The organism is Salinicola aestuarinus (genome assembly GCF_003206645.1).
Lineage (GTDB): Bacteria > Pseudomonadota > Gammaproteobacteria > Pseudomonadales > Halomonadaceae > Salinicola > Salinicola aestuarinus.
Genome location: NZ_PZJP01000005.1, coordinates 917177 through 932268 on the forward strand (window position 1 = coordinate 917177; position 15092 = coordinate 932268).

Annotated in this window: 14 protein-coding genes; 13 read left to right on the forward strand and 1 reads right to left on the reverse strand. The window is 64.2% G+C overall.

From position 1 onward, the window contains the following. The first annotated feature begins 49 nt into the window (after nucleotides 1-49). From DOM41_RS09560 to DOM41_RS09570, 3 genes are all read left to right on the forward strand, one after another. Nucleotides 50-658 carry a LysE family translocator gene (locus tag DOM41_RS09560; RefSeq protein ID WP_110686580.1) on the forward strand — a complete coding sequence of 203 codons (609 nt, stop codon included), beginning with the start codon at nucleotides 50-52 and terminating at the stop codon, nucleotides 656-658. Nucleotides 659-752: 94 nt separating this feature from the next. After that, nucleotides 753-1259: an NUDIX hydrolase gene (locus tag DOM41_RS09565; RefSeq protein WP_110686581.1), complete on the forward strand. Its 507-nt coding sequence runs from the start codon at nucleotides 753-755 to the stop codon at nucleotides 1257-1259. 120 nt (nucleotides 1260-1379) lie between these two features. Beyond that, on the forward strand, nucleotides 1380-1874 hold the full coding sequence (locus DOM41_RS09570) for a glutathione peroxidase (protein WP_110686678.1): 495 nt from the start codon (nucleotides 1380-1382) through the stop codon (nucleotides 1872-1874). 25 nt (nucleotides 1875-1899) lie between these two features. On the opposite strand, the gene DOM41_RS09575 is transcribed toward DOM41_RS09570, so the two are convergent. After that, entirely contained in the window at nucleotides 1900-2301 is a 402-nt protein-coding gene (locus DOM41_RS09575) for a DUF7079 family protein (protein ID WP_110686582.1), read from the reverse strand. A gap of 211 nt (nucleotides 2302-2512) precedes the next feature. On the opposite strand from DOM41_RS09575, the gene fabV reads away from it, so the two are divergent. The 10 genes from fabV (at nucleotide 2513) to DOM41_RS09625 (ending at nucleotide 15082) form a co-directional block, all read left to right on the forward strand. Beyond that, a complete protein-coding gene (fabV, locus tag DOM41_RS09580; protein WP_110686583.1) occupies nucleotides 2513-3712 on the forward strand; it encodes an enoyl-ACP reductase FabV in 1200 nt (399 codons plus the stop codon). A 30-nt stretch (nucleotides 3713-3742) separates the two neighbouring features. Continuing rightward, on the forward strand, nucleotides 3743-4720 hold the full coding sequence (locus DOM41_RS09585) for a GlxA family transcriptional regulator (protein WP_245391790.1): 978 nt from the start codon (nucleotides 3743-3745) through the stop codon (nucleotides 4718-4720). 99 nt (nucleotides 4721-4819) lie between these two features. After that, entirely contained in the window at nucleotides 4820-5377 is a 558-nt protein-coding gene (gene ampD / locus DOM41_RS09590) for a 1,6-anhydro-N-acetylmuramyl-L-alanine amidase AmpD (RefSeq protein ID WP_110686584.1), read from the forward strand. Between the two features lie 439 nt (nucleotides 5378-5816). Beyond that, nucleotides 5817-8507: a pyruvate dehydrogenase (acetyl-transferring), homodimeric type gene (gene aceE / locus DOM41_RS09595; protein WP_110686585.1), complete on the forward strand. Its 2691-nt coding sequence runs from the start codon at nucleotides 5817-5819 to the stop codon at nucleotides 8505-8507. A gap of 103 nt (nucleotides 8508-8610) precedes the next feature. After that, nucleotides 8611-10779, forward strand: coding sequence for a dihydrolipoyllysine-residue acetyltransferase (gene aceF, locus DOM41_RS09600; RefSeq protein ID WP_110686586.1), 2169 nt, complete (start codon nucleotides 8611-8613; stop codon nucleotides 10777-10779). Between the two features lie 178 nt (nucleotides 10780-10957). Then, a complete protein-coding gene (adk, locus tag DOM41_RS09605) occupies nucleotides 10958-11614 on the forward strand; it encodes an adenylate kinase (protein WP_110686587.1) in 657 nt (218 codons plus the stop codon). Nucleotides 11615-11715: 101 nt separating this feature from the next. Beyond that, a complete protein-coding gene (tsaB, locus tag DOM41_RS09610; protein ID WP_110686588.1) occupies nucleotides 11716-12405 on the forward strand; it encodes a tRNA (adenosine(37)-N6)-threonylcarbamoyltransferase complex dimerization subunit type 1 TsaB in 690 nt (229 codons plus the stop codon). Nucleotides 12406-12449: 44 nt separating this feature from the next. Then, nucleotides 12450-13250: an undecaprenyl-diphosphate phosphatase gene (locus DOM41_RS09615; protein ID WP_110686589.1), complete on the forward strand. Its 801-nt coding sequence runs from the start codon at nucleotides 12450-12452 to the stop codon at nucleotides 13248-13250. A 26-nt stretch (nucleotides 13251-13276) separates the two neighbouring features. Further along, nucleotides 13277-14008: a class I SAM-dependent methyltransferase gene (locus DOM41_RS09620; protein ID WP_110686680.1), complete on the forward strand. Its 732-nt coding sequence runs from the start codon at nucleotides 13277-13279 to the stop codon at nucleotides 14006-14008. A 60-nt stretch (nucleotides 14009-14068) separates the two neighbouring features. After that, entirely contained in the window at nucleotides 14069-15082 is a 1014-nt protein-coding gene (locus DOM41_RS09625) for a hypothetical protein (protein ID WP_110686590.1), read from the forward strand. Nucleotides 15083-15092 lie beyond the last annotated feature (10 nt).

The window sequence follows — 15092 nt, forward strand, 5'->3', positions numbered from 1 at the left end:
ACGATCAACGGATGATGTGGCGGAAAACGGACCGAACGAGGAGAGGGGGATGTCGCTGGAGCTCTGGCTATCGCTGCTGTTGATCTGTGGGCTGGGGGCGATGTCGCCGGGACCGAGTCTTGCCGTCGTCGTGCGTCATACCCTGGGAGGTGGACGGCGGAACGGGCTGATCACGGCGCTGACGCATGCCCTGGGGGTTGCGCTCTACGCCGGTCTGACCGTGCTCGGACTGGCGGCAGTCATCGTGCACCAGCCATGGCTCTACCGCCTGGTTACCTGGGCGGGGGCGCTCTATCTGGCCTGGCTGGGCGTGTGCGCGCTGCGCGGCGGTGAAAGCGAAGCCTTCGAACCGCGAGCCGTCGCGGCTTCTGGTCTTCGCGCCGCCCGCGATGGTTTTGCCGTCGCACTGGGCAATCCCAAGCTGATCATTTTCTTCGTGGCCCTGCTCAGTCAATTCGTCGGTCCCGATATGGCAGCGGGCGGGCGCTGGCTGGTCGTCACGACGGCTGGCGGTGTCGATGGTGCCTGGTATGCGCTGGTGGCAATGGCGCTTTCGCACTCTCGCGTATTGCCTTGGCTGCGTCGGCACGCTGGCCGCATCCAGCGTGTTACCGGCGTGGTGCTGTTGCTGCTGGCGGCTCGGGTCGCGGTGGGGTGAGCGTCGCCCGTTTACGGCCCGCTCGCTGCCGGCTCTTGGCCTGCCGCGGTCACGTGCTAGGCTTTCGCTCGCCAACTGCAGGGAAGAGGTCCTCATGACCGATGTCGTCATCGCCGATGAGCAGGTCCAGCTCGTCGACTCCCGCAATCGCCCGCGGGGAAGTACCGCGCGCCGGACCATGCGTCGTCTCGCCTGCTGGCATCGGGCGACCTACGTGGTCGTGCGCAGTCGTTCCGGCCAGATCTGCGTTCAGCAGCGCACCTTGCAGAAAGAGACCTATCCCGGCGGTTTCGATCTCGCCGCAGGTGGGGTCGTCGGTGCGGGAGAGTCGTCGCTGCCGGCGGCGCGGCGAGAGCTCGAAGAGGAGCTGGGAATCCGCGGGTGCCGCCTGGAGGGTGGTCACACGTTTCGCTTCGCCGAGGACGGGCTCTACGCCTTCGGCAGCCTCTACTGGGTGCATCACGACGGGCCGCTTCGGCTCCAGGCCTCGGAAGTCGCTGCGGTACGTTGGCTGCCGCTCGATGAGGCGCTGGCGCTGGAGATGGCTACGCCGGACACCCGCGTCGCGCTGACGCTGGCGGCTCGCGAGAATGGTTGGTGATGTCGTGAGCGCCATGGCACTCTTCGTTGTCGTTTCAACGCGGCCCGCGGGATCGAAACACGCGGGATCTTGATTGCCCGCCGCCGCCGGCCGCTCATCGGACTCATCTATCGGTTCATCATGTCGATCTATACCCAGGACTGTCGGACACGGGCCGGCGAGGCTTTCAATCTGCGGGCGCTGCGGGGGCAGGTGCTGCTGGTGGTCAATGTCGCCAGCCGGTGCGGTTTTACGCCCCAGCTCGAGGGGTTGGAGAAGCTCTATCGCGACTACCGCGATCAGGGATTCACCGTGCTGGCGTTTCCCTGTAACCAGTTCGGCCGCCAGTCGCCGGAGTCGGCGGGGCATTTCGGCGCATTCTGCGAGCAGCGCTACGCCGTGACTTTCCCGCTGATGGAGAAGGTCAACGTCAACGGCCGCAGTGCCCATCCGCTATTCGTTCACCTGCGCCGGCAGGCCCCCGGGGTGCTTGGCAGTACGCCGATCAAGTGGAATTTCACCAAGTTTCTGGTCGGCCGGGACGGCCAGGTGATTCGACGATTCGGTCCCCGTGCACAGCCGCGTTCGCTGCGAACGGCCATCGAGGATGCGCTGGATACGCCATTTTCGGCATGAGCGGGCTTTCAGGCGCCACTGGCGGTTAGCTGGGCGGGCGTTCGCCCCGGGCGACCATGACCCGCACGACCAGTTCGTTGAAGCGGTAGCGGCTCATCATGGTGGTCAGCCCCGAAAACAGTGACCAGCTAGTGCGGCGCCAGCCATTCAGGCGACGGTAGTGGCGCACCAGTCGCGTCAGCAGCACGTTTTCGTCGAATTCACGCCACTCGCCCGCCATCGAGAACTGATAGCGCGCCATCACCGGCGACATCTCCAGTCGATAGACCTGTTCCAGCGCCTTGAGCGTCAGTCCGCTGGCGTTGATCTCGCGCACCATCGCGGCGTAGTCCGCCTCGCGGGGCTCGCGCTCCAGCCAGAGTACAGAGAGCGTCAGCCACAGCGCCCCTCGCTCGATGACCAGTGCCTCGATCTCCTGTTCGTTCATGATACCGCGGCCGCCTCGTGGAAGTGGGGCCAGCATGATCAATCAGCCTTTGCCCAGACTCAAGCTCGCCGGTCTCTCCGGCGGCGCCCATTCGCCCGCACGCGGCGGCGAGTTAGCCCGGCGTTTCGCCACCCTGTTAGAATGCACGACATGTCACGTTCCGACGGCTTCGTTGGGGCGTTTTGTTTCGGCTTTTGCTACGAGGTTCAACGTGATCATCAAGCCCAAGGTCCGCGGTTTCATCTGCACAACGACGCATCCCCAAGGCTGCGAGCGCAACGTCCTCGAACAGATCGAAACCACCCGTGCCAACCTCGACGGCGTCGAAGGCGGGCCGCGTAACGTTCTGGTCATCGGGGCATCGAGTGGCTATGGCCTCGCCGCTCGCGTCACCGCCGCGTTCGGTTACGGTGCCGACACGCTCGGCGTCTTCTTCGAAAAACCGGGCACCGAGAAAAAACCGGGCACCGCCGGCTGGTACAACTCGGCGGCCTTCGACAAGTTCGCCAAGGCGGAAGGGCTCTACAGCAAGTCGATCAACGGCGATGCCTTCTCGAACGAAGTGCGCGAGGCAGCGATCGAGCGTATTCGCGAGGATATGGGCCAGATCGACCTGGTGGTCTACTCACTGGCCTCGCCGGTTCGCAAGATGCCGGAGAGCGGTGAGCTCAAGCGCTCGGCACTCAAGCCGATCGGCGAGACCTACACCGCCACCGCGATCGACACCAACAAGGATGCCATTACCGAAGCGTCCGTCGAGCCTGCCACTGAGCAGGAGATCGCCGACACCATCGACGTCATGGGTGGCCAGGATTGGGAGCTCTGGATCGATGCGCTGGATCAGGCCGGCGTGCTCGCCCCAGGGGCTCGTTCGGTGGCGTTCAGCTACATCGGCACCGACATCACCTGGCCGATCTACTGGCACGGCGCGCTCGGCAAGGCGAAGGAAGATCTCGATCGCGCAGCGAGCGAACTCCACGAGCGTCTCGGGAAAAGCGGCGGCAGCGCCAATGTGGCGGTGCTCAAGTCCGTCGTGACCCAGGCGAGCGCGGCGATCCCGGTCATGCCGCTCTACATCTCCATGGTCTACAAGGTGATGAAGGAGCAGGGCGTTCACGAAGGCACCATCGACCAGCTCAACCGGCTTTTCGGTGATCGGCTCTATGCCGAGCAAGAGGCGCCGGTGGATGACGCGGGCCGACTCCGTCTGGACGATTGGGAGCTGCGTGACGACATTCAGCAGGCGTGCAAGACGCTCTGGCCGCAGGTGACCACGGAGAATCTCTTCGACCTGACCGACTATGCCGGTTACAAGCATGAGTTTCTCAAGCTCTTCGGTTTCGAGCGTGACGACGTCGACTACGACGCCGATGTCGACACCGCCGTCGACTTCGATGTCGTTCAGGTCTGACGCGGCGCACATGGCAAGGCCGCTGGATTCGTGAGCCGGGACGTTCCGCGGCGGGTCGGCTTTCTGCTGTTGCCGGGGTTTTCGCTGCTGGCCCAGGCCTGCGCCATTGAGCCGCTCATTGTCGCCAACCGCCTCGCCGGGGGGCGACTCTATGCCGCGACGACACTGGCCGTGAACACCGCCCCGGTCGTCAGCGTCTCCGAGCTGGCACTCACGCCGGATGCGGCCGCCGGCAGTGACGAGCAACCGCTCGATGCCGTCATCGTCTGCGCCCCGCTGGTCGATCCGGCCAGCGACGCTGGGCCCACGTCGTCCCAGATCGCCTCCCTGCTGGCCTGGCTCGCGCGGCTGGCACAGCGTGGCGTGGCGCTCGGCGGTATTGCCGGCGGCACGCGCTGGCTGGCGCAGGCCGGCGTGCTCGAGGGGTATCGCGCCTCCATTCCCTACGCCGGCAGCGAGACGTTCGCGCGCCGGCATCCCGCGATTCGTGTCAGCCATCAACTGTTCGAGATCGATCGTGACCGGTTCACCTGCGGCGGGGGAACGGCGGCGATGGACATGATGATGACGCTGATCGGTCAGCAGCACGGCGATGCGCTGGCGCGGCGGGTCTCCGAGCACTTCGTCTGCGAGCGTATTCGGATGGCGGACGAGCCTCAGCAGGTCCCGCTGCAGTCGGGGCTGGGGCAGGCGCCGACGGGCCTGCTCGACGCGGTGGCCCTGATGGAAGCGAACATCGAGGAGCCGCTGACCACCCACGAGCTCTCGGCGCATCTGGGCATGTCGCGGCGTCAGCTCGAGCGACTGTTCAAGAAGCACCTGCAGGCGGTGCCCAGCCGTTTCTACCTCAATTTGCGACTGCAGCGAGCACGCCGCGCGCTCCGCGAGACCGACTCGCCGGTGGGGGACATCGCGCTCGCTCACGGCTTCTCATCCGGCGCGCATTTCTCGACTGCCTACCGGCATCGATTCGGCATCAGTCCCCGCGATGAGCGTCTCGGCGGATGAGCGTCTCGGCGCGTCGCCGCCGGTCTTTCGAGGCAGAGGGCGCTGGCGTAAGAAGCGGGCGTGGTGGGATATCGGATCAACAGTAGAGGCAAGCGAGTCATGAAGATCGATGCACACTGGCTGCAGGGCGCGCGTCGGGTGGCGTCACCCAATGCCAATGCGCGCCCCGAGGGGGAGATTTCCGCGGTGGTGCTGCACGGGATCAGCCTGCCACCGGGTGAATTCGGCGGCGACGCGATCGAGCGGCTCTTTACCAATACGCTGGCGCCAGACGCGCACCCGGCTTTTGCCACGATCGCGGCGCTTCGGGTGTCGGCGCATCTGCTGATTCGGCGCGACGGCGAGAGTGTCCAGTTTGTGCCGTTCGACCGCCGCGCCTGGCACGCCGGCCGCTCGCGCTGGCAGGACGGCGACCGGCTGCGCCACGGGCTCAACGACTTCACGGTGGGTATCGAGCTGGAGGGCACCGATGAGTGTCCCTACACCGAGGCTCAGTATGCGACGCTCGCCGACGTGCTGGGCACGCTGATGCAGCATTATCCGGCGATCAGCGCCGAGCGTGTGACCGGCCATGCCTGGATTGCCCCGGGGCGCAAATCCGACCCGGGGCCGGCTTTCGACTGGGCCTACCTGCGGCGCCGCCTCGGCACGGTCTGAGGCCCCGCGGGTGGTGCTGGCACGAGGGTCGGTCGCTCGCTGCAGCACCTCACGACGCAGCGGGCAGGGCCCTGACAATCCGGTACGGGCTGCTATCGTTAGGGACAAATGAAACCGGCTGGCGTTGCCGCGACTGATCCGCAGTGGCGATCTGTTCGCGTGGTGGTCTCGCAAGTCGCTGAAAAATCTGATTTAACACGGCCGTTTTATGGCGTGTGGCGGTGCGACGAATTGGCAGTTGTGGCGGATTGCGGTATCTTTCTCGCCTGATTTTTCGCGTCACGCACGCCCGCCGTCACGTCGCGACGGCTCAGAAATCTCAAAAAAGCGGTCCCAAAAGAGCCGCATCCGCACCGAAGAGCGCATATTCCAAGTCCTGCTGCGGCTACCCGCCATGGCCGGGCGAATGGCAAACCCTTTCCCATTCGGAGAGTTGTCTATGAGTCTGGAGACACGAGAAGATCTCGATCCGGTCGAAACCACGGAGTGGCTGGATTCCCTAGCCTCGGTCGTGGAGCATGAGGGCGAAGAGCGCGCTCGCTACATTCTGAGCCGACTGGCGGATCGTCTGCGCCGTGACGGCTCTTCACCGCCGTTTTCCGGGACCACGCCGCACCGCAACACCATTCCACTGCACCGCGAGGCGAAGATCCCCGGTGACATGTTCATCGAGCGCAAGATTCGTTCGGCGATCCGCTGGAATGCGATGGTGCAGGTGCTGCGGACCAACAAGAAGCACAAGGGCCTGGGCGGCCACATTGCCAGCTACCAGTCCAGCGCGACGCTCTACGAAGTGGGCTTCAACCACTTCTTCCGCGCTGACAATGGCGACCACAAGGGTGATCTGCTCTATATCCAGGGTCACGTGACGCCGGGTATCTACGCGCGTTCGTTCCTCGAAGGCCGTCTCAGCGAAGAGCAGATGGACACCTTCCGCCAGGAAGTCGATGGCGAAGGTCTGCCGTCCTATCCGCACCCCTATCTGATGCCGGATTACTGGCAGTTCCCGACTGTCTCTATGGGGCTTGGGCCGATCCAGGCGATCTACCAGGCTCACGTGATGAAGTATCTGAACTCGCGTGAACTCGAGGACATGAAGGACCGTAAGGTCTGGGCGTTCCTCGGCGACGGCGAGTGCGACGAGCCGGAGTCGCTCGGTGCGCTGCACCTGGCCAGCCGCGAGAAGCTCGACAACCTGATCTTCGTGATCAACTGCAACCTGCAGCGTCTCGATGGCCCGGTGCGCGGTAACTCCCGCGTTATCGACGAGCTCGAGGGCGTCTTCCGTGGTGCCGGCTGGAACGTCATCAAGGTGGTCTGGGGTGGTCTCTGGGACCCGCTGTTCGAAAAAGACTCCAAGGGCATGCTGCAAAAGCGCATGGACGAGGCGGTCGACGGCGAGTACCAGAACTATAAGGCCCAGGGTGGCAAGTACACCCGCGACGAGTTCTTCGGCAAGTACGAAGAGACCGCGGAGATGGTCAAGGACTACTCCGACGAGGAGGTCTTCCGTCTCAATCGCGGCGGCCACGATCCGCAGAAGGTCTACGCGGCGTACCACGAGGCGGTCAATAACGCCAACGGTCGTCCGACCGTGGTGCTGGCGCACACCGTCAAGGGTTACGGCATGGGCGGCGGCAGCGGTGAAGCCGACATGGAAGCGCACCAGATCAAGTCCATGGAGACCGACGCGCTCAAGGCCTTCCGCGACCGTTTCGGTATTCCGGTTTCCGACAAGCAGATCGAAAGCGGCGATATTCCGTACTACAAGCCGGAAGACGACAGCCCGGAGATGAAGTACCTCCATCTCCAGCGCGACAAGCTCGGTGGCTTCCTGCCAGCGCGCAAGAACGATTTCGAAGCGATCGAGATTCCGACGCTGGAAGACAAGATGTTCGCGACCCAGCTCAAGGGCTCCGGCGATCGCGAAGTCTCGACCACGATGTCGTTCGTGCGGGTGCTCAACGGTCTGGTCAAGAACAAGCAGTTCGGTCAGCGGGTCGTGCCGATCATTCCCGACGAGGCGCGTACCTTCGGCATGGAGGGCATGTTCCGCCAGCTCGGTATCTATGCCGCCGAAGGCCAGAAGTACGAGCCGATGGATGCCGGCCAGATCATGTACTACCGCGAGGACAAGAAGGGTCAGATCCTCGAGGAAGGCATCACCGAAGCCGGCTCGATGTCCGCGTGGATCGCCGCGGCAACCGCTTATGCCAACCACCATCTGCCGCTGCTGCCGTTCTACATCTACTACTCGATGTTCGGGTATCAGCGCATCGGTGATCTGGTCTGGGCCGCCGGTGACCTTCAGGCCCGCGGCTTCATGGTCGGCGGTACTGCCGGGCGTACCACCATCAATGGTGAAGGCCTGCAGCACCAGGATGGTCACAGCCACATCCTGATGTCCACGGTACCGACCTGCCGCTCCTACGATCCCTGCTATGGCCACGAGCTTGCGGTGATCGTCCAGGACGGTCTCAAGCGGATGTTCCAGGACAAGGAAAACTGCTTCTACTACCTGACCGTGATGAACGAGAACTACCCGCACCCGGAAATGCCGGAAGGCAGCGAGGAAGGCATCGTTCGCGGCATGTACCGGCTCAAGCAGGGCGAGCAGGGCAAAGGCGGCAAGCAGCCACGGGTACAGCTCATGGGAAGCGGCACCATCCTGCGCGAAGTCGAAGCCGCCGCTGCGATGCTCGCCGAAGAGCACGGCGTCATCGCCGACGTCTGGAGCGTGACCAGCTTCAACGAACTGCGTCGCGAAGCGCTGGAGTATGACCGTGCGCAGTTCCTCGACTTCGACGACAAGCGTGAGAAGCCCTGGGTGACTCAGCAGCTCGAATCGATCGAAGGGCCGGTCATTGCCTCGACCGACTACATGAAGCTCTATGCCGATCAGATCCGCGCCTGGGTGCCCACCGATTTCCACGTGCTCGGTACCGACGGCTACGGACGCTCTGACACTCGCGAACAGCTGCGTCACTTCTTTGAGGTCGATCGCTACTACGTCACCGTTCAGGCGCTGCGCGCGCTGGCGATGCGCGGCGAGGTCGACGGCAAGGTGGTCAACGACGCCATGAAGAAATATGGCCTCGATCCCGCCAAGCCCAGCCCGCTGACCGTTTGATCGGCGACTCTCCGAAGGGCCGCTACAGTGAGTGGTAGCGGCCACGGCCAGACGAACCGGCTCGCCCGCGCGGCGAGCCGGTGGATGATAAAGGAGCGCGACCTTGAGTAGCGAAATCATCAAAGTTCCCGACATCGGCGGTAGCGACGGTGTCGAAATCATCGAGATTGTGGTGAGCGAAGGCGACGTTATCTCCGCCGAAGACACCATGATCACGCTGGAGTCCGACAAGGCCAGCATGGACGTCCCTGCGCCCAAGGGCGGCAAGGTGGTGAAGCTGCTGGTCAAAGAGGGTGATACCGTCTCCGAGGGTGACGACATCCTCGAACTCGAAGCCGAGGGTGGCGGCGAGGACGACGCGGAAGACGGCGACGACAGCGACCAGGAGGAGACCGAGAAGGCCTCTCCGGGCAAGAGCGAAGAGAACGCCGAATCGGACGAAGACGCCGAAGACGAGAAGCCCGCGCCCAAGTCGTCGAAATCCGCCTCGGGTTCCGGCAAGCGCACCGTTGAGGTCAAGGTGCCGGACATCGGCAGTGACGACCCGGTCGAGATCATCGAAGTCGCGGTGAGCGAGGGCGATGAGATCAGCGAGGAGGACACGCTGGTCACGCTGGAGTCCGACAAGGCGAGCATGGACGTCCCCAGCCCCTATGGCGGCAAGCTGGTGTCGCTCTCCATCAAGGAAGGCGACAAGGTCTCCGAAGGCGACGTGATCGGCACCATGGAGATCGCCGGCGAAGGCGACGATGCCGGTGACGACGGTGAGGAAGCGCCGTCCAACACCAGCGGTGACGATGGCGAGACCTCGGAAGATGACACCGCGTCCGATGACGACGAATCCGACGCCGACGGCGATGACGGCGATGACGAAGGCGGCGGTCGTCAGGAGCTTCGCGTTCCCGATATCGGCAGCGATAACGTCGAAGTCATCGAAGTCGCGATCAGCGAAGGCGACGAGGTCAGCAAGGAGGACACGCTGATCACGCTGGAGTCCGACAAGGCGTCGATGGACGTCCCCAGCCCCTTTGAGGGCAAGATCGTCGAAGTGTCGGTCAAGGAGGGCGACAGCGTCTCCGAAGGCGACCTGATCGGTTATGTCGAGACAGCGGGTGGCAAGAAGGCGTCCAAGGCCGGCTCGGACAAGAAAGCCGACGCTGGCAAGAAGGCCGATTCTGGCAAGAAAGCGGATTCTGGCAAGAAAGCGGATTCTGGCGACAAGGCCGACGCCAAGGCCAAATCGTCCGAAGGCGCCAAGAAATCCGGCGGCGGCAAGAGCGCAGCCGGCGGCGAGCCGAGCCCGGAGGCGCGTCACAAGCACGGTGATGACAAGACGGCAGGCGCGCATGTGCACGCCGGCCCGGCAGTCCGCAAGCTCGCCCGCGAACTCGGCGTCGAGCTCAGCGAAGTCGAGGGTTCGGGACCCAAAGGTCGCATCCTGAAAGACGACGTCGACGGCTTCGTCAAGAAGGTCATGCAGGCGCGCAAGAGCGGTGGCTCGAGCCAGGCGCCAGCGCCGGCTGCCAGCGGTGGTGCCGGAATCCCGCCGATCCCGGCCGTCGATTTCAGCCAGTTCGGTGAAGTCGAAGAGAAGCCGATGGGTCGGCTGATGAAGGCCGGGGCGACCAACCTGCATCGCAGCTGGCTCAATGTGCCTCACGTCACGCAGTTCGACGAGGCGGACATCACCGAGCTCGAGAACTTCCGCAAGGCGATGAAGGAAGAGGCGCAGAAACAGGGCGCCAAGCTCACGCCGCTGCCGTTCATGATCAAGGCCGCCGCCAAGGCGCTCGAGATGTACCCGCAGTTCAACGTCTCGCTGCACCCGGACGGTGACAAGCTGATCCAGAAGAAGTACGTCCACATCGGCGTTGCGGTGGATACCCCCAACGGTCTGATGGTGCCGGTGATCCGCAACGTGGATCAGAAAGAGATCATCGAACTCGCCAAAGAGGTCATCGACCTCGCCGGGCGGGCCCAGGAGGGCAAGCTCAAGCGCGACGAGATGCAGGGCGGCTGCTTCACGATCTCCAGTCTCGGCTCGATCGGCGGCACGGCTTTCACACCCATCGTCAACGCGCCGGAAGTGGCCATTCTGGGGGTTTCCAAGTCCCAGATGAAGCCGGTCTGGAACGGGGCCGAGTTCAAGCCGCGGCTGATGTGCCCGCTGTCGCTCTCCTACGATCACCGGGCAGTCAACGGTGCGGATGCGGCGCGCTTCACGGCCTATCTGGCCCAGGTGCTGACCGACATTCGTCGTATCCTGATCTAAGCTCGCCCTGTGCGGGACTCACGCCAGCGGCCCACCCGGGCCGTTGGCGTTTTTTTTTGGCATCGAGCGAGCTCCGGTATTCGCCGAACCGAGCCTTGTGCGGTTGTCGCACGGCAGGTATCGTTTTGCTCCATTGACCGGTCTCGAACCGATGCCATTCTTCAAGGAGCACTATCCCATGCGTTTGATCCTCTTGGGCGCCCCGGGCGCTGGTAAGGGTACCCAAGCCCAGTTCATCTGCGAGCATTTCAACATCCCGCAGATCTCTACCGGTGACATGCTGAGAGCCGCCGTCAAGACTGGCAGCGAGCTGGGTGTGAAGGTCAAGGAGACCATGGACAGTGGTTCGCTGGTGTCGGACGAGCTGATCATCGCGCTGGTATCGGAGCGAATCGCCGAGCCGGATTGTGCGAACGGCTTTCTGTTCGACGGCTTCCCGCGCACTCTGCCGCAAGCGGACGCGATGAAGGACGCCGACATCAAGCTCGATCATGTCGTCGAGATCGCCGTCGCTGACGAAGAGATCGTCAAGCGCCTTGCCGGCCGGCGTGTCCATCCCGGCTCCGGGCGGGTCTACCACGTCGAGTACAATCCCCCGCGGGAAACCGGTCTCGATGATGTCACCGGTGAGCAGCTGGTCCAGCGCGAGGACGACAGCGAGAGCACCATCCGCCATCGCCTCTCCGTCTATCACGACCAGACCGCACCGCTGGTCGACTACTACCAGGCGTGGGCCGCAGAAGATCCCGAAGCCGCCCCGACGTATCACCGTATCGCCGGCGTCGGTACCGTCGACGATATCCGCGGTCAGGTTCTCGCCGCCCTCGAGGGCTGAGCCGTCGCTCCTGGCTCACGCCGCCGCCCGGCGGCGTGAGATCGATCGCGGGCTCTGGGCCCTGGGCTCACGCCCCTCACTCCTGAATGACCGGTAAATCGATGCCCTCCCTGCTGGCCCTTGATGCCTCCTCGAACGCTTGCTCGTGCGCCCTGTGGCGCGACGGGACCTTGATCCATCGATTCGAGATCGCCCCGCGCGAACACACCCGACGGCTGATGCCGATGATCGACGAACTGCTCGATGAAGCCGGGGTGACAATCGCCGACCTCGATGCCATCGCCTACGGTCACGGGCCAGGCTCGTTTACCGGGCTGCGCATTGCCGCGGGTATTGCACAGGGGCTCGCCTATGGCGCCGACCTGCCGCTGATCGGCGTCTCCACGCTCGAGGCGCTGGCCCTCTCGGCGCACCGCCAGTGCCACGCGCGCCATATCGTCGCCGCGCTCGATGCCCGCATGGACGAGATCTATGTCGGCGCCTACCGCTGCGAAGAGGGCGAAATCGCGCGCTGCCTTGAAGAGCGGGTCATGCCGCCATCGAAACTGCAGCTACCGGGCGAAGAAGACGACCGGGAATGGGTCGGCATCGGTAGCGGTTGGCAACTTCTGTCCGAAATGTCTGTCCAGACACGGGCGTCGCTCGTTCAGATACTGCCGGACGAGCTGGCAGCGGCGCAGGATATCGCCCGCCTTGCAGCCGGCGCCTGGGCACGTGGCGAGCGTGGCGTCCCGCCTCACGAGGCGACCCCCGTCTATCTGCGTAACGAGGTGGCCTGGCGCAAGGCGTGAGCGACGCGACTCTCACGGCTCATCGATAAGGATCCCGAGCGATCATGGATGTATTTCACCTGGTAGTGCTGGCGGTGATTCAGGGGGTCACCGAATTTCTCCCCATCTCTTCTTCCGCGCACCTGATACTGCCCTCCCAGCTGCTGGGATGGTCCGATCAGGGGCTCGCTTTCGACGTCGCCGTCCACATCGGCTCGCTGGGCGCCGTCATATGCGTCTTTCGGCGCGATATCTGGCGAATCGTCTGCGCCTGGTTCGCGCAGTTCGGTGAACAGGGCCAGAGCGAGGAGAGTCGGCTCGGCTGGGCGGTGATCATCGCAACGCTACCGGCGGTGGTCGCCGGATTACTGGTGGAGAACTGGGTCGAGGATTCGGGACGGTCGGTGCTGGTGATCGCCACCACCACGCTGGTCTTCGGTGTGGTCCTCGGGATCGCCGATCTCAAGAGCAGCCGTGAGCATCCGCTGGGCAGGATGACGCTCAAGGCAGCGCTGCTGATCGGCCTGGCGCAGGCGGTCGCGCTGATCCCCGGTACCTCGCGGTCAGGCATTACCATGACGGCGGCGCTGATGCTCGGTTTCACGCGTCAAGCGTCGGCCCGGTTCTCGTTTCTGCTCTCGATCCCGCTGATACTCGCAGCGGGGCTTTTCCAGAGCATCGAGCTCGTCCAGGCGGACAGCAGCGTCGCCCTCTGGTACGAGATGGTGCTGGGGGTGGTCTTTTCGTTTATCGCCGCCTGGGTCTGCATCAAGCTCTTTCTGGCGGCGCTCGACCGGATCGGCATGTTGCCGTTCGTGATCTATCGGCTGCTTCTCGGCGTGGCCCTGTTCCTGTGGGCAACGTGAGCGGTCTGGTTGTCGTCGGTGACGCGTTGCAGCCCCTTGCTGAACGCTACGGTCTCGAGTGGCGGGGCGTTCAGCCGGCGACGGGATTATCGCTTCGCCAGGACGCCGGGGACCTCGTCATCGCCGGAGACCCGGGCACCTACGGCCATCCTATCGGTGTGGATTTTCTTTCCGGCCGAGTGGCGCACCGGCGTCGGTTTGGCGGGGGGCGCGGCCAGCTCGTCGCTCGCGCCTGCGGTTTCGGCAAGGGTGTGACACCTTGCGTGGTCGATGCCACCGCCGGGCTTGGGCGTGACGCCTTCGTGCTCGCGTCGCTGGGCGCCGAGGTGCTGATGGTCGAGCGCGTGGCGGCGATTCATGCGCTGCTGGCCGACGCGCTCGTCAGAGCCAGCGATGACCCAGAGGTCGGCGAGATCGCTTCGCGCCTCGCGCTGCGTCACGCCGACAGCGCCGCCGGGCTCGGCGCCGCCGTTGCCGACTGGCCGCATCCGCCGCAGGTCGTGCACCTCGACCCGATGTTTCCCCACCGCGAGAAGTCGGCGCTGGTGAAAAAGGAGATGCGTCTTTTCCGTGAGCTGGCCGGTGCCGACGACGACGCGCCGCGCCTGCTGGAAGCCGCGCTGGCTATCGCCACCCATCGCGTTGTGGTCAAGCGCCCGCGCAAGGCACCGCCGATTGAAGGTCCCGCCCCGCATCACGTCATCGAAGAGAAAACCAGTCGCTACGATCTCTACGTCCATCGTTCTCTCAAGGGGTGAGGGGCATTTCCATTACCCGGCCCTTTTTGAGGGGCTGGCCGCAACGGTGAAGATACCGGTATGAGACACGACCGCCGACTCGACGAGTTCTTGATGTCGCTCGACTCGCAGATCATGAACGCCACGACGCGAGACGCGATCCGCGACATTTTCACCACGATCGAACGCTACGACGGCTCGTTGAAACCGTCCCGCGCCTACCGCCGGCCTATCTTGCTGAGTACGATCACGCTGGTCTGGATTGTCGTGCTGATCCTGTCGATCCTCTTGCATTCCGGAGCCGTGGCCATCGTGCTCGGCGTCCTGGCCCTGCTCTACACGCCGTGCGCGCTGGTGCTGGCCAAGACGCGACGCTTGAGGCCGCTGCCGACAGCAACGGCCAATCAGCTCTATCAGCGGGCGGTTTCCGTCGAGGTCGGAAGTGAGGTTGCGAGCGACGCTCCGTTGATGCGTCACCTGCTAGGAAGCGTCATGGCCCACCGGATAGCCGAGTCGGACTCTGCCGATCCTGGCCTGCAAGGAGGCACGCCGGGTAGCCGCAGCGATCCCGAGTTCCTGATTTTCGATTTCACGACCCCTGAGTGCACCGACGGTGAAGTGGACGAACGCTTGCGCGACCCGGTTCATTACGCGTTTCTCGACGCCATCGCGCTGCCGACGCGACTTGATCATCCGCTCAAGTATCGCTATCCCAAGCAGGTCGACGACGAGAACATCACCCCCGATACTTCGCTGCCACCGGGCGCTGCGGCGGCGATCGAGCGCCTCGGCGAGGTGTTGGATTGGGTCCAGATCGATACCGACGGCTCTGGCGTGATCGTCTTTACGCATGAGGTCGCGGCGATCTGGCCGCCGTTCGATCCCGATCTGCCATTGAGCGATCCTGCCGCGCTTCGACGCGCTGTCGACCGTAGCGATGCCATCAGCGCATTGAGGGCGCGGGCCAAGGCGCTACTCGGTGTCGTCGAGGCGCTAGAGGGGGGATCGACGTCCAGTCGCCCGACGCTCGAGCAGGGGATACCGTCGGATGCCGGGACGTACTCAGGTGAGCTGGACGGGTCTTTCCACAAGTAAGTATTTCAAA

Bases quoted from the DNA above. Each gene is read 5' to 3' on its own strand.
- DOM41_RS09565 (WP_110686581.1), top strand. From the start codon at position 753: ATGACCGATGTCGTCATCGCCGATGAGCAGGTCCAGCTCGTCGACTCC.
- adk (WP_110686587.1), top strand. From the start codon at position 10,958: ATGCGTTTGATCCTCTTGGGCGCCCCGGGCGCTGGTAAGGGTACCCAA.
- ampD (WP_110686584.1), top strand. From the start codon at position 4,820: ATGAAGATCGATGCACACTGGCTGCAGGGCGCGCGTCGGGTGGCGTCA.
- DOM41_RS09625 (WP_110686590.1), top strand. From the start codon at position 14,069: ATGAGACACGACCGCCGACTCGACGAGTTCTTGATGTCGCTCGACTCG.
- DOM41_RS09615 (WP_110686589.1), top strand. From the start codon at position 12,450: ATGGATGTATTTCACCTGGTAGTGCTGGCGGTGATTCAGGGGGTCACC.
- aceE (WP_110686585.1), top strand. From the start codon at position 5,817: ATGAGTCTGGAGACACGAGAAGATCTCGATCCGGTCGAAACCACGGAG.
- tsaB (WP_110686588.1), top strand. From the start codon at position 11,716: ATGCCCTCCCTGCTGGCCCTTGATGCCTCCTCGAACGCTTGCTCGTGC.
- DOM41_RS09570 (WP_110686678.1), top strand. From the start codon at position 1,380: ATGTCGATCTATACCCAGGACTGTCGGACACGGGCCGGCGAGGCTTTC.
- DOM41_RS09560 (WP_110686580.1), top strand. From the start codon at position 50: ATGTCGCTGGAGCTCTGGCTATCGCTGCTGTTGATCTGTGGGCTGGGG.
- DOM41_RS09575 (WP_110686582.1), bottom strand. From the start codon at position 2,301: ATGAACGAACAGGAGATCGAGGCACTGGTCATCGAGCGAGGGGCGCTG.